The organism is Pseudomonas sp. SLFW, assembly GCF_009905615.1.
GTDB classification, from domain to species: domain Bacteria; phylum Pseudomonadota; class Gammaproteobacteria; order Pseudomonadales; family Pseudomonadaceae; genus Aquipseudomonas; species Aquipseudomonas bambusae.
Genome location: NZ_JAAAKW010000001.1, coordinates 547,338 through 569,826 on the forward strand (window position 1 = coordinate 547,338; position 22,489 = coordinate 569,826).

General features: G+C 60.1%; 22 protein-coding genes. 8 read left to right on the top strand and 14 right to left on the bottom strand.

Annotated elements, in window-relative coordinates:
- Positions 1-153 precede the first annotated feature (153 nt).
- The 10 genes from GVN17_RS02285 to ffh all read right to left on the bottom strand — a co-directional run bounded on the left by GVN17_RS02285 (position 154) and on the right by ffh (position 10,895).
- Positions 154-2,289, bottom strand: a complete 2,136-nt coding sequence (locus tag GVN17_RS02285) for a transporter substrate-binding domain-containing protein (RefSeq protein ID WP_166593599.1) — start codon at positions 2,287-2,289, stop codon at positions 154-156.
- 114 nt (positions 2,290-2,403) lie between these two features.
- Complete coding sequence (thrC, locus tag GVN17_RS02290) at positions 2,404-3,813, bottom strand: threonine synthase (protein ID WP_166593600.1); 1,410 nt, start codon at positions 3,811-3,813, stop codon at positions 2,404-2,406.
- A 149-nt stretch (positions 3,814-3,962) separates the two neighbouring features.
- Complete coding sequence (locus GVN17_RS02295; protein ID WP_166593601.1) at positions 3,963-5,267, bottom strand: homoserine dehydrogenase; 1,305 nt, start codon at positions 5,265-5,267, stop codon at positions 3,963-3,965.
- A gap of 89 nt (positions 5,268-5,356) precedes the next feature.
- A complete protein-coding gene (dsbC, locus tag GVN17_RS02300; protein ID WP_166593602.1) occupies positions 5,357-6,100 on the bottom strand; it encodes a bifunctional protein-disulfide isomerase/oxidoreductase DsbC in 744 nt (247 codons plus the stop codon).
- 168 nt (positions 6,101-6,268) lie between these two features.
- On the bottom strand, positions 6,269-7,165 hold the full coding sequence (xerD, locus tag GVN17_RS02305) for a site-specific tyrosine recombinase XerD (protein WP_166593603.1): 897 nt from the start codon (positions 7,163-7,165) through the stop codon (positions 6,269-6,271).
- A gap of 162 nt (positions 7,166-7,327) precedes the next feature.
- Positions 7,328-7,678 (bottom strand): 50S ribosomal protein L19, encoded by a 351-nt coding sequence (rplS, locus tag GVN17_RS02310; protein WP_008018567.1) that lies wholly within the window; start codon positions 7,676-7,678, stop codon positions 7,328-7,330.
- Between the two features lie 43 nt (positions 7,679-7,721).
- Positions 7,722-8,474: a tRNA (guanosine(37)-N1)-methyltransferase TrmD gene (gene trmD, locus GVN17_RS02315; RefSeq protein ID WP_093463137.1), complete on the bottom strand. Its 753-nt coding sequence runs from the start codon at positions 8,472-8,474 to the stop codon at positions 7,722-7,724.
- Positions 8,475-8,477: 3 nt separating this feature from the next.
- Complete coding sequence (gene rimM, locus GVN17_RS02320; RefSeq protein ID WP_166593604.1) at positions 8,478-9,014, bottom strand: ribosome maturation factor RimM; 537 nt, start codon at positions 9,012-9,014, stop codon at positions 8,478-8,480.
- Between the two features lie 5 nt (positions 9,015-9,019).
- Positions 9,020-9,271 (bottom strand): 30S ribosomal protein S16, encoded by a 252-nt coding sequence (gene rpsP, locus GVN17_RS02325; RefSeq protein ID WP_166593605.1) that lies wholly within the window; start codon positions 9,269-9,271, stop codon positions 9,020-9,022.
- A 247-nt stretch (positions 9,272-9,518) separates the two neighbouring features.
- Complete coding sequence (ffh, locus tag GVN17_RS02330) at positions 9,519-10,895, bottom strand: signal recognition particle protein (protein ID WP_166593606.1); 1,377 nt, start codon at positions 10,893-10,895, stop codon at positions 9,519-9,521.
- A 249-nt stretch (positions 10,896-11,144) separates the two neighbouring features.
- Here ffh and GVN17_RS02335 point away from each other — a divergent pair, with 249 nt between their 5' ends.
- From GVN17_RS02335 to GVN17_RS02345, 3 genes are all read left to right on the top strand, one after another.
- Entirely contained in the window at positions 11,145-11,957 is an 813-nt protein-coding gene (locus GVN17_RS02335) for an inner membrane protein YpjD (RefSeq protein WP_166593607.1), read from the top strand.
- A gap of 12 nt (positions 11,958-11,969) precedes the next feature.
- Positions 11,970-13,208, top strand: coding sequence for a CNNM domain-containing protein (locus GVN17_RS02340; RefSeq protein ID WP_166593608.1), 1,239 nt, complete (start codon positions 11,970-11,972; stop codon positions 13,206-13,208).
- 282 nt (positions 13,209-13,490) lie between these two features.
- A complete protein-coding gene (locus tag GVN17_RS02345) occupies positions 13,491-14,813 on the top strand; it encodes an MFS transporter (RefSeq protein ID WP_166593609.1) in 1,323 nt (440 codons plus the stop codon).
- A gap of 242 nt (positions 14,814-15,055) precedes the next feature.
- On the opposite strand, the gene purT is transcribed toward GVN17_RS02345, so the two are convergent.
- From purT to GVN17_RS02365, 4 genes are all read right to left on the bottom strand, one after another.
- Positions 15,056-16,237 (bottom strand): formate-dependent phosphoribosylglycinamide formyltransferase, encoded by a 1,182-nt coding sequence (gene purT, locus GVN17_RS02350; RefSeq protein WP_166593610.1) that lies wholly within the window; start codon positions 16,235-16,237, stop codon positions 15,056-15,058.
- A 239-nt stretch (positions 16,238-16,476) separates the two neighbouring features.
- Positions 16,477-16,695, bottom strand: coding sequence for a DUF1289 domain-containing protein (locus GVN17_RS02355; protein WP_166593611.1), 219 nt, complete (start codon positions 16,693-16,695; stop codon positions 16,477-16,479).
- On the bottom strand, positions 16,695-17,219 hold the full coding sequence (locus tag GVN17_RS02360) for a gamma carbonic anhydrase family protein (RefSeq protein ID WP_166593612.1): 525 nt from the start codon (positions 17,217-17,219) through the stop codon (positions 16,695-16,697). Before GVN17_RS02360 ends, GVN17_RS02355 begins: the two co-directional genes overlap by 1 nt.
- A gap of 73 nt (positions 17,220-17,292) precedes the next feature.
- Entirely contained in the window at positions 17,293-17,904 is a 612-nt protein-coding gene (locus GVN17_RS02365; RefSeq protein ID WP_166593613.1) for a CoA pyrophosphatase, read from the bottom strand.
- A gap of 159 nt (positions 17,905-18,063) precedes the next feature.
- On the opposite strand from GVN17_RS02365, the gene GVN17_RS02370 reads away from it, so the two are divergent.
- The 5 genes from GVN17_RS02370 (at position 18,064) to GVN17_RS02390 (ending at position 22,486) form a co-directional block, all read left to right on the top strand.
- The gene (locus tag GVN17_RS02370; RefSeq protein ID WP_166593614.1) at positions 18,064-18,615 is read left to right on the top strand and encodes an NUDIX hydrolase; all 552 of its coding nucleotides are present in this window, start codon (positions 18,064-18,066) and stop codon (positions 18,613-18,615) included.
- A 49-nt stretch (positions 18,616-18,664) separates the two neighbouring features.
- On the top strand, positions 18,665-19,228 hold the full coding sequence (locus GVN17_RS02375) for a murein L,D-transpeptidase family protein (protein ID WP_166593615.1): 564 nt from the start codon (positions 18,665-18,667) through the stop codon (positions 19,226-19,228).
- A 383-nt stretch (positions 19,229-19,611) separates the two neighbouring features.
- Positions 19,612-20,343: a GntR family transcriptional regulator gene (locus GVN17_RS02380; protein WP_166593616.1), complete on the top strand. Its 732-nt coding sequence runs from the start codon at positions 19,612-19,614 to the stop codon at positions 20,341-20,343.
- A gap of 33 nt (positions 20,344-20,376) precedes the next feature.
- The gene (gene nagA / locus GVN17_RS02385; protein WP_166593617.1) at positions 20,377-21,483 is read left to right on the top strand and encodes an N-acetylglucosamine-6-phosphate deacetylase; all 1,107 of its coding nucleotides are present in this window, start codon (positions 20,377-20,379) and stop codon (positions 21,481-21,483) included.
- Positions 21,476-22,486: an SIS domain-containing protein gene (locus GVN17_RS02390; protein WP_166593812.1), complete on the top strand. Its 1,011-nt coding sequence runs from the start codon at positions 21,476-21,478 to the stop codon at positions 22,484-22,486. Before nagA ends, GVN17_RS02390 begins: the two co-directional genes overlap by 8 nt.
- Positions 22,487-22,489: the final 3 nt, after the last annotated feature.

Consider the following 22,489-nt stretch of genomic DNA (forward strand, 5'->3'; position numbering starts at 1 on the left):
GATCACCACTCAACAGTTTGAATGCAAAGGTGCTTATCAATGACCATCGGCAGAAGCGGAAAGTTCTTTTCCGCTTCGAGGGTTTACCGTGAGCGGGTTGATCGTCACCCCCTTTGTCACTGGAGCATGCCTGCCCAATGTGACAGACAGAATTCAGTCTTTTGACGACCGCGTCGCGCTCGGCGTCAGACCCTTGGCCTCGCTGAGATCGAGCCAGCCCCCCAGCAAGCCCTGCAACTGTCCGCCTGCGTCATAGAACGGCACCGCCCACTGAGACGCTTTAATGGCGCGACCGGACAGCGTGAAACTGCGCTCGGTCAGCAGCGGTTGATGAGTCGTGAATAGATTCATGTAACTCGCGTGCATCGCCTCGGCAGCGTCTCGTGGGATCAGATCGACATCGATCAGGCGCCGACCATTCATCTGTTCATAGCTGATACCGAAACTGTCCTCATAGCTACGGTTGCAGAACACGAGACGACCCTGGAGATCCCGGACATACATCGGCTCAGGAATACCGTCCATCAACGCACGCTTGAACGCCAGTTGATCGTTGAGCTGCACTTCGGCGATCAGCCGTTGCCGTATCTGGTCCGTCAACCGAATTTTCCAATAGAGCGAAACCAATACGCCTGATAACACCACCGCCAGCAGCCAAAACACCCAATGGGGAATCCGCTCCCACAGCGTGGATTGACCCATGATTCCCCCCAGCCATTTCGCGCGAATCGCCCGCATCTCGGCCACGGGGAATTCATCCAGTGCCTTGTTCAGAATGCTCAAAAGCTCAGGTTCGGAATTGATGACTGCAAACCGGTCCGGCGACCATATGTCCTCCACGCTGCCAGCCACCTTCAGCCCGCGCATCGACGAGGTCCAGGCCGCCGCTTCATTCTGAATGGTCGCCGTTGCCCCTCCGCTCTCCACCAACCGCCGGGCCTCCACGTAGGAGGGCACGATCACCAGTTGGACGTCTGGGTAGCGGACGCGAATGAATTCCAGAAGAGCGTGACGGGCAGGCATCGCCAGTACCTTTCCAGACATGTTGGCCAGGCTTACGAGACCCTCGTTATCCTTTTGGGTCACGTACACCCAACTGTTCCCGCCATAGGCGTAACTGAACGACAGCGTCGCCCGGCGCTCTGCGGTTTCCGCCACAGTGGTATTCATGTCAACGGCCCCGGACGACAACGCTTCCAGTACCGCATGGAGGTTTGGCATCTCGTGGTGGACGAAGTTGAGGCCGGTCATGCGCGAGATTCGGTCAAGAATATCGATATTCAGCCCCACCCAGTGACCGTCGGCATCCTTAAAGACATAGGGCGCATGTTGTGTCGAACCGATGCGGACTTGCGAGTGTTTGCGAACCCACTGGCGTTCGGCGGCAGTGAGTCGGATACGCCGCCCAGGCGCGACCTCGACATCCTCGTCAAGTATCCAGCGACTTTGTATGTTCCGGTCCACCGCCTCATCCAGATCATTGAGTGAACGGTTCAACAGCGCCAACAGCGTCGTATCCTCTGCCCGTGTCGCGAACCCGAAGCCCGCCAAAGGCAACAAACTCTCGAATCTGGTTTGCAAACCCAGGTAGGGACGTAGCGACTTGAAGGCATTCACGACTATTTCATTGCCGACGAATGCGTCGGCATCACCTTGAGTCAACGCCTCTACAGCGCTGAACAACGTCGGTGCAAGCACAATATCGCTGTCAGGATACAGTCGCTGCAGTTGGTCGGGATCGGCGTAGCAGTCCAGCGCGATAATGCGCTTGCCACTTAAGGCAGTGGACAATGTGAAATCTCCCCGGCGCCCTACCACCACAGCCCTGTCCGTCAGGTAATTGCGGGTGACGGCGAGGTCTGACATCCCGCGTTCGAACCCACTGGCGCTGGTCAACAGGTCGACTTTGCCTGTCTTCAACGCCTCGACGGCCTGATCGCGCTTGGCGAAGCCCGTAACGTGCATGGAGACGCCCAGCTTGGCAGCGATCAGGCTCAGATAATCTGCACTGATGCCTTGATAGCGGTTGCCGTCGCTGGTGATGTCGACAGGTTCGTAGTCGTCAATGGGAATACCGACACGCAGCACTTGTCGCTGGTCCAGCCACTGACGCTCGGCGGCCTCAAGCGGCATCGGCTGCACGCTGAGGAAGGGTTCGCCCAAAATGAAGGGAAGCTTTTCGGCTCCGTGCCCTGCCCGGCTCCCGACACACACCAGTAGCATCAATGCGCACAGCAAGTATCGAAAGATTCGGTTCTGGACGGGCACTCCTTGTCTGTCCATGTTCATGTTTTATACCGCCACTTGTTTGTTCACGAAAATAAGAAATTCCGCGCAAGTGTGGCACGCATGAACAAGAAGGCCCGCCGAGGGGCGGGCCTTAGTTGTTACACGGCGATACCGTTAAAGCGGCTTGCCGCGATTGCCGTGCTGGCTGACGAACGCCTGCATGGCTTTCAGGTCATTCGGCAGCACGGTGCAGCGTTCATCGCGCTCAAACAAATCAGACAAATGTGCAGGCAACTCAAGTGCTTTTCCTACACCGGCCTTTTGCACGGCTTCCGGGAATTTGACCGGGTGCGCTGTCCCCAGAATCACCATCGGGGTATCAAGGCTGCGACGGCAATCGCGGGCCGCTTTCACACCAATCGCGGTGTGCGGGTCAAGAACTTCACCGGTGCTGGCGAAGACTTCAGCGATGGTTTCACAGGTCTGTTCGTCGCTGACCGCCAGCGAATCGAAGAGCTTGCGGGTTTCGGTCCAGCGGTCTTCTTCGACGCTGAAACCGCCACCCTGCTTGAAGCTGGCCATCAGGTCGGCAATCGCGGCACCGTTGCGACCGTGCATGTCGAACAGCAGACGTTCAAAGTTTGACGACACCATGATGTCCATCGACGGCGACAGCGTGGCGTGCAGCGTTTCCTTGACGTACTGATTGCCGCTCATGAAGCGGTGCAGGATGTCGTTGCGGTTGGTCGCCACGATCAGTTGGCTGATCGGCAGGCCCATATTGCGCGCCAGGTAACCGGCAAAAATGTCGCCGAAGTTACCCGTCGGCACCGAGAACGCGACCGAACGCGCAGGACCACCCAGTTGCAGCGCCGCGTGGAAGTAGTAAACGATCTGAGCCATGATCCGCGCCCAGTTGATCGAGTTTACGGCCACAAGACGCGTACCTTTCAGGAAGCTCTGGTCGGCAAAGCTGTTCTTGACCATTTCCTGGCAGTCATCGAAGTTGCCTTCGATGGCGATGTTGTGGATGTTCTCGCCGAAGATCGTGGTCATCTGGCGGCGCTGAACGTCCGACACACGCTTGTTCGGGTGCAGGATGAAGATGTCGACGTTGTCGCAACGACGGCAGCCTTCGATGGCAGCAGAACCGGTGTCACCGGACGTCGCGCCGATGATCACCACGCGCTCGCCGCGTTTTTCCAACACGTAATCCAGCAGGCGACCCAGCAGTTGCAGGGCGAAATCCTTGAACGCCAGGGTCGGGCCGTGGAACAGCTCCATCACCCACTCGTTGCTGTTCAGCTGACGCAGAGGCGCAACGGCACTGTGGGCGAACACGCTGTACGTTTCTTCAAGGATCTTCTTGAAATCAGCGTCTGGAATGCTGCCGGTGACGAACGGACGCATCACCCGGAACGCCAGCTCGTGATACGGCAGACCGGCCCAGGACGCGATTTCTTCCTGGGTGAAACGTGGCAGGTTCTCAGGAACGTACAGACCGCCATCGGTGGCAAGACCGGCGAGCAGCACGTCTTCAAAATTCAGGGCCGGCGCCTGGCCGCGAGTACTGATATAGCGCATAAACAAACCTTCGGTTTGAGCGGCGAGCTTTAAGCTGCAAGCTACAAGTGGAAGCCGTTTAGCGTCGACTTGCAGCTTGCGGTCTGAAGCTCACCGCGAAGTGATTCTGCTTTTTCTTGCAGCTTGTAGCTTATCGCTTGCCGCTGCTGTCAGTTGAGATGTTCGACGCGAATACGAACGACCGGGCCCGCCACGCCTTCCAGCGCTTCCAGTGCCTGAATGGCATCGTTGATGCGCTGCTCGACCACGCGATGGGTCAGCAGAATCATCGGCACCAGGCCATCTTGCTCTTCGGCTTCTTTCTGCATGATCGATTCGATGTTGATGCCGCGCTCGGACAGGATGCTGGCAACCTGAGCCAGAACACCCGGATGGTCCTTCGCCTGAATGCGCAGGTAGTAAGCGCTCTCGCACTTCTCGATCGGCAGGATCGGGTGAGCCGACAACGAATCTGGCTGGAAGGCGAGGTGCGGCACGCGGTTTTCAGGGTCGGTGGTGAGGGCACGTACCACATCCACCAGGTCTGCAACGACGGACGAAGCGGTCGGTTCCATACCTGCGCCCGCGCCGTAGAACAGGGTCGAACCGGCTGCGTCACCGTTGACCATCACCGCGTTCATCACGCCGTTGACGTTGGCGATCAGGCGATCGGCCGGAATCAGGGTCGGGTGTACGCGCAACTCGATACCGGCCGGAGTGCTGCGGGCCACGCCCAGGTGCTTGATGCGGTAGCCCAAGGCCTCGGCGTAGTTCACGTCAGCGGTGGTCAGCTGGGTGATGCCTTCGGTATAAGCCTTGTCGAACTGCAGCGGGATACCGAACGCGATAGACGCCAGAATGGTCAGCTTGTGCGCGGCGTCGATGCCTTCGACGTCGAACGTCGGGTCGGCTTCGGCATAACCCAGCGCTTGGGCTTCAGCCAGCACGTCCGGGAAGGTACGGCCCTTCTCACGCATCTCGGTCAGGATGAAGTTGCCGGTGCCATTGATGATGCCCGCAACCCAGTTGATACGGTTGGCCGCCAGGCCTTCACGAATGGCCTTGATCACAGGGATGCCACCAGCAACTGCGGCTTCGAAGGCCACGATGACGCCCTTTTCGCGGGCCTTGGCGAAGATTTCGTTACCGTGAACAGCAATCAGCGCCTTGTTGGCGGTGACCACGTGCTTGCCGTTTTCGATGGCCTTGAGCACCAGCTCGCGGGCCACGGTGTAACCGCCAATCAACTCGATGACGATGTCGATTTCAGGGTTGCTGGCCACGTCGAACACATCGGTCGTGGTCGGGGTACCGGTAATCTGGCAATTGGGGTTTGGTGTACGCACGGCAATTTGCGCGACTTCGATTCCACGCCCGGCACGGCGGGCAATCTCCTCGGCGTTACGCTTTAGCACATTGAAGGTACCGCCACCGACAGTACCCAGCCCACAGATGCCTACTTTGACCGGTTTCACTATGAACTCCCCGTAAAACGACCGGCGCTGAACCGACCGTGGAAACAGCCGCATGGCAGTGCGGCTCGCTGTTGAACTGATTTATTGGACTACTTGACGGCGCTCAGCGCCAGTTTCGCCACTTGTGGTGCAGGCTGATAACCCGGAATCACCTGACCGTCGGCCAGCACGATGGCCGGCGTGCCGTTCACACCGATCGCCTGACCGATCTCGAATTGGCGAGTCACAGGGTTATCGCATTTCGGCGCCTTGATGTTTTTGCCATCGACCATGCGGTCCATGGCGTCGCGGCGATCCTTGGAGCACCAGACGGCTTGCAGTTGTTCGTCACCTGGAGAGCCCAGGCCCTGACGCGGGAACGCCACGTAACGCACTTCAATGCCGCGCTTGTTCAGCTCAGGCACTTCGCCGTGCAGTTTGTGGCAGTACGGGCAGGTGGTGTCGGTGAACACGGTGATGTGCGATTTGGTCTCGCCAATGGCCGGGTAAACCACCATCTCACCGGTCGGGATGCCATTGATGGTCTTGGAAATCGCCAGGCGCTCGACCTTCTCGGTCAGGTTGACCGGCTTGCCGCCCTGAATCTGATACAGATTGCCCTGCATCACAAACTGACCGTCAGCGCTGGCGTAGAGTACACGACCGCCTTTGAGGTTGACCTCGTACAGGCCGTTGAGCGGGCTGCTGGAAATGCTCTCAACCGGGATTTCCAGGTTCAGCGATTCCAGGGTCTTGCGGATGGCCTTGTCGGACGCGTCATCGGCGTGGGCGAACAGGCTGAACGTACTAGCGAGCACTACGGCGGCTGCACTGATAAAACGAGTCACGCGCATGAAAACTCCTCGAGCGGTGGGCAGACGGGCGGGTTTGAAAACGGTAACCGCGGGCATGCCGGGGAGGTTTTCAGGCTCCAATCTGCGAAACCGGCAAAGCCTATCACATAAGGCCCGCGAGACCGACGCCGACTGATGTAAGACTCGTCGTAAATTCCGGCCGCAAACTTACCCGCGAGGGTGGTGTTTTGCATGCAGCTCTTGTAGGCGGGCCCGAGCGATGTGGGTGTAGATCTGCGTGGTGGACAAATCGCTGTGCCCCAGCAGCATCTGCACAACGCGAAGATCAGCCCCATGATTGAGCAAATGCGTGGCGAAAGCATGGCGCAAGGTGTGTGGCGACAGAGATTTGCCGATCCCCGCGACTTTGGCCTGCAGCTTGATCCGGTGCCAGAACGTCTGGCGGGTCATTTGTTCGCCGCGTTGACTGGGAAACAGCACGTCACTGGGGCGGCCATTGAGCAGTTCCTGTCGGCCGTCGCGCAGGTAGCGCTCGACCCAGACAATCGCCTCCTCCCCCATCGGCACCAGACGCTCTTTGCTGCCTTTGCCCATGATGCGCAACACGCCTTGACGCAAGTTGACCTGTTCGAGGGTCAGGCTCACCAGTTCCGTGACCCGCAACCCGCAGGCATAGAGCACCTCAAGCATCGCCCGGTCGCGCTGGCCGATGGCTTCACTCAGGTCAGGTGCGGCCAGTAAAGACTCCACGTCGGCCTCGGACAACGACTTGGGCAGCGGCTTGCCCAGCTGAGGCATGTCGACCTGTAGCGTGGGGTCGACGGCGATCAGCTTTTCTCGCAACAAGTACCGATAAAAGCCACGCACGCCGGAGAGAAAACGCGCGGACGAACGCGCTTTGTAGCCGTTGTCTACGCGCCAGGCCAGGTGATCGAAAATCACACCACGGCCGACGGTCATGAGGTCGATGCCGCGCTCCTGTAACCAGCCATTGAACAGCGCCAAGTCGCTGCGGTAGGAATCGCGGGTGTTGTCGGACAGCCCTTTCTCCAGCCACAGGGCGTCGAGGAAGCGGTCGATCATGGGGTGGTCTAAGGCGGGCATGGGATCAGACTTGAGCGAGGGAAAACAGAGGGGAGTCTTTCACATCTCCCATGGCGATACAAAACGCTCATGCCTGCGAAAGACCCGTACCGCCTGGGTGTTTTCGTCAGGCATAAAAAAAGCAGCCCGTAGGCTGCTTCTTTTTGCATCGGAAGACTGGGATTAAACCAGTTTTTCCTTGATGCGAGCTGCTTTACCGGACAGGTCACGCAGGTAGTACAGTTTGGCCTTGCGAACGTCACCGCGACGTTTCACAGCCATGCTGTCGATTTGCGGGCTGTAGGTCTGGAAAGTACGCTCAACGCCAACACCGTTGGAGATCTTGCGAACAGTGAAAGCACTGTTCACACCACGGTTACGCTTGGCAATTACAACGCCTTCGAACGCTTGCAGACGCGAACGGTCGCCTTCCTTCACTTTCACCTGAACGACAATGGTGTCGCCCGGGGCAAAGGGAGGGATCTCTTTGGTCATCTGCTCTGCTTCGAGTGCAAGAATGATTTTGTTAGTCATGCTGTGCTCCTAAGGTAAATCAGTCGGATTTACCATCGATACGTTAACTATCGTCCCGCTCGCGGAGGTATTCCGCCAGCAGCTTCTTCTCTTCTCCAGAAAGCGAGCGGCTTTCCAGAAGATCGGCGCGTCGTTCATAGGTCCGCCCAAGGGACTGCTGTAAACGCCAACGCCGGATGTGTGCGTGATTGCCACTTAGCAACACGTCGGGAACACGCTGATCCGCATACACCTCCGGTCGGGTGTAGTGCGGGCAATCCAGCAGACCATCCGTGAAGGAATCTTCCTCCGCGGAATCTACATGCCCTAAAGCTCCAGGCAGCAGTCGCGTAACCGCATCTATCAGGACCATGGCCGGCAGCTCGCCGCCAGACAACACATAGTCTCCAATCGACCACTCTTCATCGACATGAGCCTCAATAAAGCGCTCGTCAATGCCTTCATAACGACCGGCAATCAGGATGAGTGCTTCTTCCTGTGCCAACTCGCGCACCGCAGACTGATCCAGCTTGCGGCCTTGTGGCGACAGGTAAATCACCTTCGCCGCCTCCCCTGCTGCTTGCCTGGCCTGAACCAGTGCATCTTCCAGAGGCTTGATCTTCATCACCATGCCAGGGCCACCGCCAAACGGGCGATCGTCCACAGTGTGATGCCGATCCGTGGTGTAGTCCCGCGGATTCCAACAGGTCAGCTGCAACAGCCCCTGTTTCACCGCACGGCTGGTAATGCCGTATTCGCTGATGGCGGAAAACATCTCGGGAAACAAACTGATGACTTCTATGCGCAGGCTCGCCATTGCTTAGAAATCCGCGTCCCAATCCACCTTCATCTCGCCTGCAACCAGATCGATGGCCAACACACATTGCTCTGTGTAGGGCAACAAGCGTTCGCGATCATCCAGACTGCCTGCGCAGGGCTTGACCACCATTACATCGTTCGAGCCGGTTTCCAGAAGATGATCGATTTTCCCGAGCAATTGCCCAAGGTGGTCGATAACCTTCAAACCCACGAGCTGGTACCAGTAGTACTCGCCGTCGGTCAGATCAGGAAGCATGCTGCGTTGCACGCAGATCTCATAACCGGCAAGAAGACGAGCTTCTTCACGATCATCGAGACCCTTGAGCTTCGCGACCAGGAACTTGTCGCTCCCGCGCCCGCTGACCAGCTCAACCTGCTTCACACTCCCTTCGCGCTTGAGCGTCCAGGTCTTGTACTGCAACAGGTTTTCAGTCGGATCAGTAAAGGAATACACCTTCACTTCGCCGCGAACGCCATGTACCGAATAAATCTTGCCGATGACGATGAGATCGTCGGCAGAAGCTGGCGTCGCGTTCATATTGCTCAGGCCGCAGCCTTAGCAGATTCCTTCAACAGCGAAGCAACACGCTCAGAAGGTTGTGCACCAACGCTGAGCCAGTAGTTCAGACGCTCTTGGTTCACGGACAGACGGATTTCCTGACCACGGGCAACCGGGTTGAAGAAACCGATTTGTTCCTTGTGCGAACCGTCGCGTGGGTTACGGCTGTCGGTCACAGTCAGGTGGTAGAACGGGCGCTTTTTGGAGCCGCCAAGGGCAAGACGGATTGTTAGCATTGAACAAAGTTCCTGTAGTCGGTGCTGCAAATCTAAGATGCACAGCGGGCATGGGTGCCCGAAAGGCCGCATATTCTAAGGAATATCCGGACTTTTGCAAATGACTTTTTCCGGCGCGAACCGCAAGGCCATCAAGATCTGCCGTGGAGCCGCCTGCGTCGACGGCCATTAAGCGCCTGCCGAAGCAGGCCAGTGGGAAGATTTTCCCAAAGAAGGACGCGCGAAGCCGTGCTCCGCGCGGCGTGAATCACATCTTGGGCATGCCGCCGCCGGGCAGCATGCCGCCCATGCCGCGCATCATTTTGGCCATGCCGCCTTTGGTCGAGAATTTCTTCATCATCTTCTGCATCTGCTTGTGCTGCTTGATCAGACGCCCGATGTCCTGCACCTGGGTGCCGGAACCCATGGCAATGCGGCGTTTGCGCGAACCGCTGATCAGCTCAGGGTCACGGCGCTCGGCCGGGGTCATGGAGTTGATGATGGCTTCCATTTGCTTGAACTGCTTCTCGGCCACGTTCTGTGCGTTGCCCATCTGTGACAGGTTCATGCCACCGATGCTGGGCAGTTTGTCCATGAGGCCGCCGAGGCCGCCCATGTTCTTCATCTGTTGCAGCTGATCGCGGAAGTCCTCAAGGTCGAAGCCCTTCCCTTTCTTCAGCTTCTTGGCCAGTTTGTCGGCCTTTTCCTTGTCGAGGGTCTGCTCGGCCTGTTCGATCAGGCTGAGTACGTCACCCATGCCCAGGATGCGCGAAGCGATACGGTCAGGGTGGAACGGCTCCAGCGCCTCGCTCTTCTCGCCCATACCGATGAACTTGATCGGCTTGCCGGTGATGGCACGAACGGACAGCGCGGCACCGCCACGGGCGTCGCCGTCGACTTTGGTCAGGATCACGCCGGTCAGCGGCAGCGCGTCACCAAAGGCCTTGGCGGTGTTGGCGGCGTCCTGACCGGTCATAGCGTCGACCACGAACAGCGTCTCGGCCGGTTTCACCGCCGCGTGCAACGCCTGGATCTCGCCCATCATCTCGGCGTCGATGTGCAGACGGCCAGCGGTGTCGAGGATCACGACGTCAATGAATTTCAGCCTGGCTTCTTTGATGGCCGCTTCAGCGATCGCTACTGGCTTCTGGCTGATGTCGGACGGGAAGAACGTCACGCCAATGTCGTTGGCCAGGGTTTCCAGCTGCTTGATCGCCGCCGGACGGTAAACGTCCGCCGAGACCACCATCACGGTTTTCTTTTTGCGTTCCTTGAGGAATTTCGCCAGCTTGCCTGCGGTGGTGGTTTTACCCGCACCTTGCAGACCCGCCATCAGAATGACCGCCGGCGGCGTGACATTGAGGCTCAGCTCTTCGTTGGCCGCCCCCATCATCTCTTCCAACTCGGCCTGGACGATCTTCACGAACGCCTGGCCCGGCGTCAGGCTGCGCGACACCTCGGTGCCGACCGCGCGTTCCTTGATGCGGTTGACGAAATCCTTGACCACTGGCAAGGCGACGTCGGCTTCGAGCAGCGCCATACGCACTTCACGCAGAGTGTCCTTGATGTTGTCCTCGGTCAGCTTGGCCTTGCCGGTGACTTGGCGCAGCGTCTGTGAGAGACGATCTGTCAGATTTTCAAACATGCGTGATCCTTTGAGTTCGTGCGAACCCCAGTGAGTGCGGCGCTGTGCCTTTCATGGCTCCATATGAGGTGTTCGAATCCGACACCTATATAGAAGAAACAGCGCTCCGCGAGCCTGTGGCTTGAGCAGGTCGCGGATTATAGCGAAGAGTCCGGCGCTCGGACACCATGACGTCTGCTTCTGTGGTCTTTCGTGCACGGTTGGTTCTATGCCAAACTCAGCGGCTTTCGGGCACGCCCATCAGGATCTATGTTCCCCTTGTCACCGAGTTTGCTATTCAGCCTCGTCGCCGCCGTGCTCTACGCCGCTGCGACCCTCTATCAAGGTATTCGCCTGCGCCAGGGCAAGAAGGCCGACAAATGGCTGTTGTGCCTGATCGGCACCCTTGCCGTCGCCTGTCAGGCCAGTGCGCTTTTCGGTCAATTGGTGCGCCCTATCGGCCTCGGTCTGGACTTTTTCAGCGCCGCCAGCCTGATCGCCGTCGCCGTGATCATCGTGACCATGCTGGCGTGCATTCGCATCCCGGTGGAAATTCTGCTGATCCTGTTGTTCCCCTTGGGTCTGTTGACGACCCTGATGGCGCAATTCGCCCCCAGCGGCACCCTGCAGCCGATCCTCGGTGAACAGGGGCTGATCGGGCATATCCTGCTGTCGATCCTGGCCTACGGCATGTTCACGATCGCCGTGTTTCAGGCGCTGTTGCTGCTGTTGCAGAACCGGCAGCTCAAGAACAAGCACCCCTCCGGGCTGATCAAGAATTTCCCGCCACTGCAAACCATGGAAAGCCTGCTGTTCGGCTTCCTGTGGGCCGGCTGGACGCTGCTGTCGATGTCGCTGATTTCCGGCTGGCTGTTCGTTGAGAACCTCTTCGCCCAACACCTGGTGCACAAGACCCTGCTGTCGATCCTCGCGTGGATTGTGTTCAGCGTCCTGCTATGGGGCCGCACCCGTCTGGGCTGGCGCGGTCACAAAGCGATTCGCTGGACGCTGGGCGGTTTCCTGCTGCTGATGCTGGCCTATTTCGGCAGCAAACTCGTACGCGAATACATCCTGCACATCTGACAGGCGCCGACCATGGAAAACCTGCCCAACGGCACGATGCTCGCGCTCCTAGTCCTGCTCACGCTGTGGTCCGCGCTGTTCACGGCGGTCGAGGCGGCGCACTACAACTTGCGCGCGGTGCGCATCAACCCGCGCTCGACCGAGCCGCCCAAACCGGTGCTGGCGTTCAATCTGAATAGCCTGATTCTCGGCAACACGCTGCTCAAAGTCCTGATCACGGTGCTTGCCACCCTGCTGGCGATCAGTCGCTGGTACTACCACGGCCCCCTGATCGCCTGGGTTGCCGTCGCCAGCCTGCTGGTGATCGTCACCGAATTCATTCCGCGCAAACTCGCTGCCCGCCGCCCGGAAGCGATTTTGCTGCTGGGCAATAACGTGCTGCGCATCCCCATGCGCCTGCTGCGGCCGCTGACCTGGCTGTACAAAAACATCGCCAAGGTGCTGCTGCGCCCGTTTCTCTCCAAACGTCGCCCGGACAGCGTGGCCGATGACGACGACATGGGGCCGACGGTCTACCAGGACAACGAAAGCCAGTTCGGCCGCTCCCGGGTGATTTCCGGGATTCACGCGCTGGACAGCATGACGGTCAACGACATCCTCGTTCCGCGCAGCGAAGTGGATGGCATCAACCTCGATGACACGATTGAAGAGATCGTCGACAAGCTGATCATATCCCGCCACACGCGCCTGCCGGTCTATCACAACGACATTAATCAGGTCGAAGGCGTGCTCAACACACGCATGATCAGCCACCTGCTACCACGCGGTCAGTTGACCAAGGAAGCGCTGAAAGCGGCGTGCTACGAGCCCTATTTCGTTCCCGAAAGCACGCCATTGCAGATGCAGTTGCTGAACTTTCACAAGCAGCAGCGGCGCATGGGCGTGGTGGTGGACGAGTACGGCGAAGTGTTGGGCATCGTCAGCCTGGAAGACATTCTCGAAGAGATCGTCGGAGAATTCGAAAGCGAGCAATCCCTCGACAACCCGCACATTCACCCGCAGCCGGACGGCCGTCTGGTGGTGGAAGGCGCGGCCTCGATCCGCGACCTGAACAAGAGCCTGGGCTGGCACCTGCCGGCGGACGGCCCCAAGACCCTCAACGGCCTGATCACCGAAGCGCTGGAAACCATTCCCGACAGCTCGGTGTGCCTGAAGATCGGGCCGTACCGCCTCGAAACGCTGGAAACCGAGGACAACCGGGTCACCCGCGTCCTGATGTGGCAGAACACCCGGACCAAAGACGTGACCTGAGGCGCGCAACAAGCCTGAAACACTTGTTTCCGCGCTGCCGCCCTTCCTATAATCGAGCCGCTTACCCAGCCCCGCCGACCCGCGTGCTACCCGCACGATGCGAGAGTCGGCCAGTCACTCAGCCTGACGTCTTCACACCGCTCACATCCCGAGCATTGTCGCCGCCTCAACATTCGGGGCTAGTCTGTTCAGCGCTGTACCCAAAAACAATTAACGATTGCCCCAGCGCGCCGGACGTTTTGTCCCCCGCTGACAGGCAAGATGACTGCCAGGGATACCCGCATGACCAGCACCTCCACCTTTCCGCCAAGCGGCGAAAGCGCGGCACCGCCCGCCAATTCCGCCGCCCGCGTGGCCACCGCCAGCTTCATCGGCACGGCCATCGAGTTCTACGACTTCTACGTCTACGCCACAGCCGCGGCCCTGGTGATCGGGCCGGTGTTCTTCCCGCAGACCTCCAGCACCGCACAGATGCTGTCGGCGTTTCTGACGTTCGGCATCGCCTTTCTCGCTCGTCCACTGGGCTCGTTGCTGTTCGGTCACTTCGGCGACCGCATTGGCCGCAAATCCACGCTGGTGGCTTCGTTGCTGTTGATGGGCATCTGCACCACGTTGATCGGCGTGCTGCCGGGCTATGAAGCCATCGGTTCATGGGCGCCGATTTTGCTATGCGTGCTGCGTTTCGGCCAAGGTCTGGGGCTCGGCGGCGAATGGGGCGGCGCAGCGTTGCTGGCCACCGAAAACGCCCCCAAAGGCAAGCGGGCGTGGTTCGGGATGTTTCCGCAACTCGGTCCATCGATCGGGTTTCTGGCGGCCAACGGCCTGTTCCTGACCCTGGCCGTCACGCTGAGCGACGAACAGTTCCGCTCCTGGGGCTGGCGCATTCCGTTCCTGCTCAGCGCCGTGCTGGTGGTGATCGGCCTGTATGTGCGCTTGAAGCTGGAAGAAACGCCGGTCTTCGCCAAGGCCATCGCTAATCACGAGCGCTTGAAGATGCCGATTGCCGAGCTGTTTTCGCAATACTGGGCGCCGATGCTGTTGGGCGCCGCGTCGATGGTGGTGTGCTACGCGCTGTTCTACATCTCGACGGTGTTCTCCCTGAGCTACGGGGTGAAATCCCTGGGCTACAGCCGCGAATCCTTTCTTGCCATGCTGTGCTTTGCGGTGTTGTTCATGGCCTTGGCCACCCCGCTGTCGGCCTGGGCGAGTGACCGTTTCGGGCGCAAACCGGTGTTGATCATCGGCGGCGTGCTGGCCATTCTGTCGGGTTTTCTGATGCAGCCGTTGCTGACTCACGGCACCACGTGGGCGGTGACGCTATTTCTGTCCATCGAGCTGTTCCTGATGGGCGTGACCTTCGCCCCGATGGGCGCGATGTTGCCTGAACTGTTCCCGACCCGCGTGCGCTACACCGGCGCGTCGGCGGCCTACAACATTGGCGGGATCGTCGGCGCCTCGGTGGCGCCGTTCTTCGCCCAGCAATTGGTGGAGATGGGCGGTTTGAGCTGGGTCGGCGGTTACGTCTCGGCGGCAGCGTTGTTGAGTCTGATAGCCGTGCTGTGCCTGAAAGAAACGCGGCATGCGGATCTGGATACGATTGCTTGAGTGCGCGCGGCCCTGGAAGACATATCTGGATCAAAACTGAGGGAATGCCCCCCCGGTTTTGAGCTGGCAACACCACCTGTGGGAGCGAATTTATTCGCGAAGGTGGTTCAGGCAACACATATGCGCCGCCTGAACCCACGTCTCGCGAATGAATTCGCTCCCACAGAGATGGAGCCCAATGCTCAGGTAACACAAACAAAAACGGCGCCTTTAAGGGCGCCGTTTTTATTTGCGGGACAGCCTTACAACTGCACTTTCACCGCCATCGACGCGCGGGTCGCCTTGCGGCGGGCGGCTTCGATCGATTCGTCGCGTGCCAGGGCGACGCCCATGCGGCGCTGACCGTTGACTTCCGGCTTGCCGAACAGACGCAGCGCGGTGTCGGGCTCGCTCAGGGCTTGCTCCAGATTGGCGAACGCGGTCTGGGTCGATTGACCTTCCACCAGAATCACCGCCGAAGCCGACGGACCGAACTGACGAATCAACGGGATCGGCAGGCCGAGAATGGCGCGGGCGTGCAGCGCGAACTGCGACAGGTCCTGGGAAATCAGCGTCACCAGACCGGTGTCGTGCGGGCGCGGCGAGACTTCGCTGAACCACACCTGATCGCCCTTGATGAACAGCTCGACGCCAAACAGGCCACGACCACCCAACGCTTCGGTCACGGCCTTGGCCACACGCTCGGATTCCGCCAGCGCCGCCGGGCTCATGGCCTGTGGCTGCCAGGATTCCTGGTAGTCGCCCTTCTCTTGACGATGGCCTACCGGCGCGCAGAAAGTGGTGCCGCCGACGTGGCGCACGGTCAGCAGGGTGATCTCGTAATCGAAGTCGATGAAGCCTTCGATAATCACGCGGCCTTTGCCCGCACGGCCGCCTTCTTGGGCGTAATCCCAGGCCTTCTGAACGTCAGCCTCGGTTTTCAGCAGGCTCTGGCCTTTGCCCGACGAGCTCATGACCGGTTTGACGACGCACGGGAAACCCAGGTCATCGACGGCCTTCTTGTAATCTTCGAAGCTGTCGGCAAAGTGATAGGGCGAGGTCGGCAGGTCCAGCTCTTCAGCGGCCAGACGGCGGATGCCTTCGCGGTTCATGGTCAGCTGCGTGGCGCGCGCGGTCGGGATCACGGTGAAGCCTTCGGCTTCCAGTTCGACCAGCGTCGCGGTGGCGATGGCTTCGATTTCCGGGACGATGTAATGCGGTTTCTCCGCTTCGATCACAGCCCGCAGTGCAGCGCCGTCGAGCATGTTGATCACATGGCTGCGGTGCGCGACCTGCATGGCCGGAGCGTTGGCGTAACGGTCGACGGCAATCACTTCAACGCCCAGGCGTTGCAGTTCGATCACCACTTCCTTGCCAAGCTCGCCGCAACCGCAGAGCAAAACGCGGGTCGCGGTCGGCGACAGTGGAGTTCCGATTTGAGTCATCTCAGGTCCTCGTGGAGCAGATATCGAGGGCAACCCGCCACAGGCGAGTAACCGCAGGTCATAAAAGCGCGCAATTTAACATGAAGGCCGGGGGATGGGGTGTGGTGGGTGACGGATGAGTCGGTGCTTCGCAGAAGTCCTGTAGGAGTGAGCTTGCTCGCGATGGCATTCCATCAGGTTCATATCTATCGCCCGAGAAGACGCTATCGCGAGCAAGCTCACTCCTACAGAAGAGATTGCTAAGCCTGGCCCACCGAAAACATCGACCCACTGGCCCGCGCGCGCTCGTCGCACAGCACCAACACCGCGCGGCGTTCGTCGTCGCTCATGCGGCTCCAGGCAGTGATTTCCGTGACCGTGCGCTGGCAGCCGACGCACATGTCGGCGTCATCCAGTGCACAGATGCTCACGCACGGTGAGCGCACGGGCTTTTCATGAACAGGTTGATCGGCGGCCATCAATCTTCCTGCGGCGCCAGATCGCGGGCGTAACGCTGTGCGTTGTGAACGTAGTGGGCGGCGCTGGCTTCGAGCATTTTCTTCTGCGCCTCGGTCAGTTCCCGCACGATCTTGCCCGGCGACCCCATGACCAGCGACCCGTCCGGAATCACCTTGCCTTCACCGATCAGCGAATTGGCGCCGATGAGGCAGTATTTGCCGATCTTCGCCCCGTTGAGGATCACCGAATTGATGCCGATCAGCGTGTTGTCGTCCACCGTGCAGCCGTGAAGCATGACGTTGTGGCCGATGGTCACGTTCTTGCCGATGGTCAGCGGCGACCCCATGTCGGTGTGCATCACGGTGCCATCTTGCACGTTGCTGTTTTCGCCGATGTCGATCAGCTCGTTGTCACCCCGCAGCACGGCACCGAACCAGACGCTGGCGTTGGCCTGCAAACGAACCTTGCCGATCAAGGTGGCGGTGGGGGCAATCCAGCTTTGCGGGTGAGCTTCGACGCGGGCATCGCCCAGGCGGTATTTCATGGTGTCTTCCTCATGACTCGGCTCTGCGGCCGTGGGTCGAGCGCGGGGCTCACGGTTGGGCGAAACGGGTAAATCAGGATTTCAGCGTCAGGATGGACGAACGCTGGGGCGGATGATGCAGGCTGATCTTGCTGTCGAACAGCACGTTCATCAGTTCCACGATCATGATCGCGCTCAAACCCCAGATCTTGTACTCGCCAAACCGGTAGCTCGGCACGTACCAACTGCGCCCCTGATAATCGATGCGGTGCGTATGTTCGCGGGCGTCTTCGCGGAAAAATTCAAGCGGCACGCTGAACACGGCAGCGATCTCGCCGTCATTGGGTTTGTATTCGACGTAATCGGGGATGATGCCGACGTAAGGCGTGACTTTCAGGCCGTGCTTGGAAATCAGCGGACTCAATGGGCCAACGACTTCGACGAGGCCCGGCGGCAAGCCGATTTCCTCTTCAGCCTCGCGTAAGGCGGTGAACACCAGATCAGGGTCTTCAGGGTCTCGTCGTCCGCCTGGGAACGCCACTTCACCGCCATGGGTCGACAGCCCGCTGGCGCGCAGGGTCAGCACCAGTTCCGGCTCGTCGCTGCGGGTAATAGGCATGAGCACCGCGGCCTCGGAGAACCCTGCGTCCATCTCCAGAGGCTGCGGCGTGTGGCTGCTCATACGGCGAAGTAGCTCGTCCAGCATGGGAATTCTCGGTCGATTGCCTGACCCGCATCATGCACCAAAGCGCCGACACGCCCAACCCCAGGGGCGACAGCCAGCGTGTCGGAAACAACACATCGCTTGCCGACCACCCGCGCCACACGCCAAGATAGCCGCTGACTTCAGGAACCCGATTCGATCATGAAATTCTGCAGCCACTGCGGCGAACAGGTCAGCCAGCGCATCCCCGAAGGCGATACGCGTCTGCGTTATGTGTGCGACCACTGTCACACTATTCATTACCAGAATCCGAACATCGTGGCGGGGGTATTGCCGCTCTGGGAAGGCAAGGTGCTGCTGTGTCGTCGCGCCATCGAGCCGCGCCTGGGTTACTGGACCCTGCCCGCCGGTTTCATGGAGAACGGCGAAAGCGTCGATCAGGCCGCGCGCCGGGAGACCGTCGAAGAAGCCTGCGCCGTGCTGGACGACTTGCACCTTTATGCCATGATCGACGTGCCGCACATCAGCCAGGTGCACATTTTCTACCGCGCCAACATGGCCAGCGCGGAGTTTGCCGCCGGGGTCGAGAGCCTTGAGGTGAAGCTGTTCGACGAGGCGGACATTCCGTGGTCGGAACTGGCATTCAACACCGTGAGACGTACGCTGGAGTATTTTTTTGCAGACCGGCGGCGTCAAGAATTCCCGGTGCATACCGATTGCCTGACTGTCGTGCCCCCTCTCAAAACCTCTTGACCAGATGACCCCGCGCCGCTGAGCGCAGGGTTCAGGGATACCGTTGAAAATGCGTTGGTTGCTTGCCGTTCTATGCCTGCTGGTCGTTCCGTTGTCCCAGGCCGCCTTCACTCAGACCATCGTGCCCAAGGGTAGCGAGCAGAAATTCGTCGACGGTAAGGTGGTGGACACCCAGGACATCAGCGCCCGCGCCATCGACAAGGTGTTGGTGCTCAAATCAGCACATCAGTTGCAATTGATGAGCAAGGGCGAGGCACTGAAAACCTACCGCATCTCGCTGGGCAAGGCGCCAAAAGGGCCGAAGCTGCAAGAGGGTGACCAACGCACCCCGGAAGGCTTTTATTGGCTGGACTGGCGCAAGACCAGCGACGCGTTCAACTTGTCGATGCACATTTCTTACCCCAACATCGCCGACTCCGCCCGCGCCCGCCGCGAAGGCGTGAACCCGGGCAGCATGATCATGATCCACGGCACGCCAATCAACGAAGACTACCCCGAGTGGTATTTCCACACGCTGGACTGGACCAATGGCTGCATCGCCATGAAGAACAGCGACATTCGTGAAGTCTGGGATCTGGTGAAAGACGGCACGATGATCGAGATTCGGCCGTAGGCCATTCAGATACCACTCGACGCGGACTGCTTCTGCCGAAGGCGTAGGAGTCGCCGGGGTGGCGCTCCACCTTGCCGACGATCTGGCGCGAAGCGGCAGCCAAACCAGACGACACCGTTCCTCCTGATGCACCGCGCATACCGATTTTGCTGCCGCTGCGCGGCAGATCGCGAGCAAGCTTGCTCCTACGGCCTTCGGCCAGAATCAACAGCAGTCAGCATTCCAATCGACCTCTGGCAACATTTCCTTGACGTCCAAACGTCACAACCCCGTGACCAAAAACCCTCCCCTTTGATACCAATCCCGTTGACGTGGTATGCAAGTGGTATTACTTTCGGATGCATTCTCCGAACATAATTCCAATCCACCTCGGCCCGCCTTCCATGAATTCGATCCTCTCCCTGCGTCCTGACGACAGCCAGCCCACACCGCTTTATTTGCAACTGGCGCGCAATCTGGAGGCGGCGATTCATGCCGGTCAATGGAAGGCCGAGCAGGCGTTGCCCTCGGAACGCAGCCTCAGCGAGAGCCTGAACATTTCCCGAGTCACGGCGCGCAAGGCACTGGAAATTCTGCTGGAACAAGGCCTGATCCGCCGCAGCCAGGGTTCGGGCACGTTCATCACGCCGCGCCTCGAACAGCCGCTGTCCCGTCTCTCCAGCTTTAGCGAGATGCTGCGGCTCAAGGGTTTCACGCCCAGTTCCCAGTGGCTGGAGCGCGATATCACATTGCCGACCCACGAAGAGCTGATCCGCCTGAGCCTGTCGCCCGCCGCGAAAGTTGCCCGGCTCAAACGTCTGCGCAAGGCTGATGGCATCGTCATGGCGGTCGAACTGAGCGCGCTGCCCGCAGCCCTGTTGCCAGAACCCGAGGCCATCGGCGATTCGCTGTACGCGCATCTGGATGCCATCGGTCGCCCGGTGGTGCGCGCCCTGCAACACATCCGCGCGATCAATGCCTCGGCGGAAATGGCCGCGCTGGTCGGCCTCGAAACTGGCACCGCCATGCTGCTGATGACCCGGATTGGCTACCTCGCCGACAACACGCCCATCGAACTGACCGACACCTATTGCCGCGACGATTACTACGATTTCGTCGCCGAACTGCGCCGGTAAGTAGCGCCCCAGATAACCCCGAACGGAGCCTGCATGTCCGAGTTCAACATCCTTGCCCCTGACGGCTGGATTCGCGGTCAGTTGCAGCACCGCGACGGCCGGGTAACGCGCATTGATGGCACGCCCTGCGACCCGCAGGACAACGACCTGCCTTACGTTCTACCGGGTTTCATTGACTTGCACGTCCACGGTGGCGGAGGCAGCGACATCATGGAAGGCGCCGAAGGGTTCGCCACTATCGCCCGCACGCACCTGCGTTTCGGCACCACGTCGATGCTGGCCACGACCATGACCGCCCCCGCCGTTGAGATCGGTCAGATCCTGGAACAGCTGGGCGGGTATTGTCAGCGTCGGGCGTCAGAAACGGCCCGGGTGTTGGGCGTGCATCTGGAAGGCCCCTACATCAATCCGGGAAAACTCGGCGCGCAACCTAACCACGCCCACGCCGCGCTGCTGAGCGAAGTCGAGCACTATCTGAGTCTGGCGCCGATCAAGGTCATCACCATCGCACCGGAGATCGCCGGGCATGTCGAGCTGATCAAAGCCCTGGCGTCCCAAGGGGTGCGCCTGCAAATCGGCCACACGTTGGGCAGCTACGAAGAAGGGGTCAAGGCCCTCGAAGCCGGTGCGACCAGCTTCACCCACCTTTATAACGCCATGAGCCCGCTGCATCACCGCGAACCCGGCATCGTCGGTGCGGCGCTGGCCCATGCGCGTTACGCCGAGCTGATCCCCGATTTGCTGCACGTGCACCCTGGCGCCATTCGCGTCGCGTTGCGCTCGATCCCCTGCCTGTATTGCGTCACCGATTCCACCGCTGCCACCGGCATGCCGGACGGCGAATACAAGCTCGGCAGCCACACCGTCACCAAATGCCTCGGCGGCGTGCGCCTGCCCGACGGCACCCTCGCGGGCAGCACGCTGACCATGGATCAGGCGCTGCGCAATCTGGTGAAGATCGGCCTGCCGTTGGCGGAAGCCTCACAACGTCTGTCGCAATTTCCTGCGGACTATCTGGGCATCGAAGAACGCGGCCGCCTGCAACCCGGCAGTTGGGCGGACGCCGTGTACCTGGACCGCGATCTGAAACTCACCACCGTGATGGTCGAAGGAGAGACCCTTGAACTCGAAAATGCTTGATGAGGCCCTCGCCTCTGCGGACGCGGTGCAGCGTCAGTTGACGGTGCTCGAACCCCGTCTGATCGACCTCGCGCAGCGCCTGCGTCAGACCGCGCCTCACGTTGTGCTCTCGGTGGCCCGGGGCAGTTCCGATCACGCCGCCAGTTACTTCGCCTACCTGACCATGCAGCACGTGGGCGTGCCCGTCGCGTCGCTGCCGATGTCGGTGGTGACCTTGCACAACTCGCCCCTGAAGGTTGAAAACCAGCCCGCCATCGGTTTTTCGCAGTCAGGCCAAAGCCCGGACCTGGTGGACAGCCTGCGCACGCTGCGTGAACGCGGCGCCTTGAGCATTGCGATGGTCAACGTCGAAGGCTCGCCCCTCGAACAGGCCTGTGAATACGTGCTGCCGCTGAGTGCGGGGCCTGAGCTTAGCGTCGCGGCGACCAAAAGCTTCATCGCTACTCTGAGCGCCAGTGCACGCCTCGTCGCCCATTGGCGGCAAGACGCCCAGCTGTCGAAAGCAGGTGAAACGCTGCCGGAACGCTTGCACGAGGCGGCGCGTCAGGACTGGTCCGCTGCCATCGATGCGCTGCGCGATTGCGAGCGCCTCATGGTCATCGGTCGCGGCACCGGTTTCGCCATCGCTCAAGAGGCAGCGCTCAAGTTTAAGGAGACCTCGGGGATTCAGGCCGAAGCCTTCAGCAGCGCCGAAGTGCGCCACGGTCCGATGGCGCTGGTGGGCGATCACTATCCGCTGCTGATCTTTGCCACCCGAGGCGCCGAACAGGCCAGCCTGCTTGCCCTCGCCGCCGACATGCGCGAGCGCGGTGCCAAGGTGTTGCTGGCCGCGCCCGACAATGTGGCGGAGCGCGACCTCACCCTGACCTGCGCCGACCACCCGGCCCTTGACCCGATTCTCGCCATTCAGAGTTTTTACGTGATGGCGGCGGGCCTGGCCGAAGCCCGAGGCCTCGATCCCGATCAGCCACGCCACTTGAGCAAAGTCACCAAAACCCATTGATTC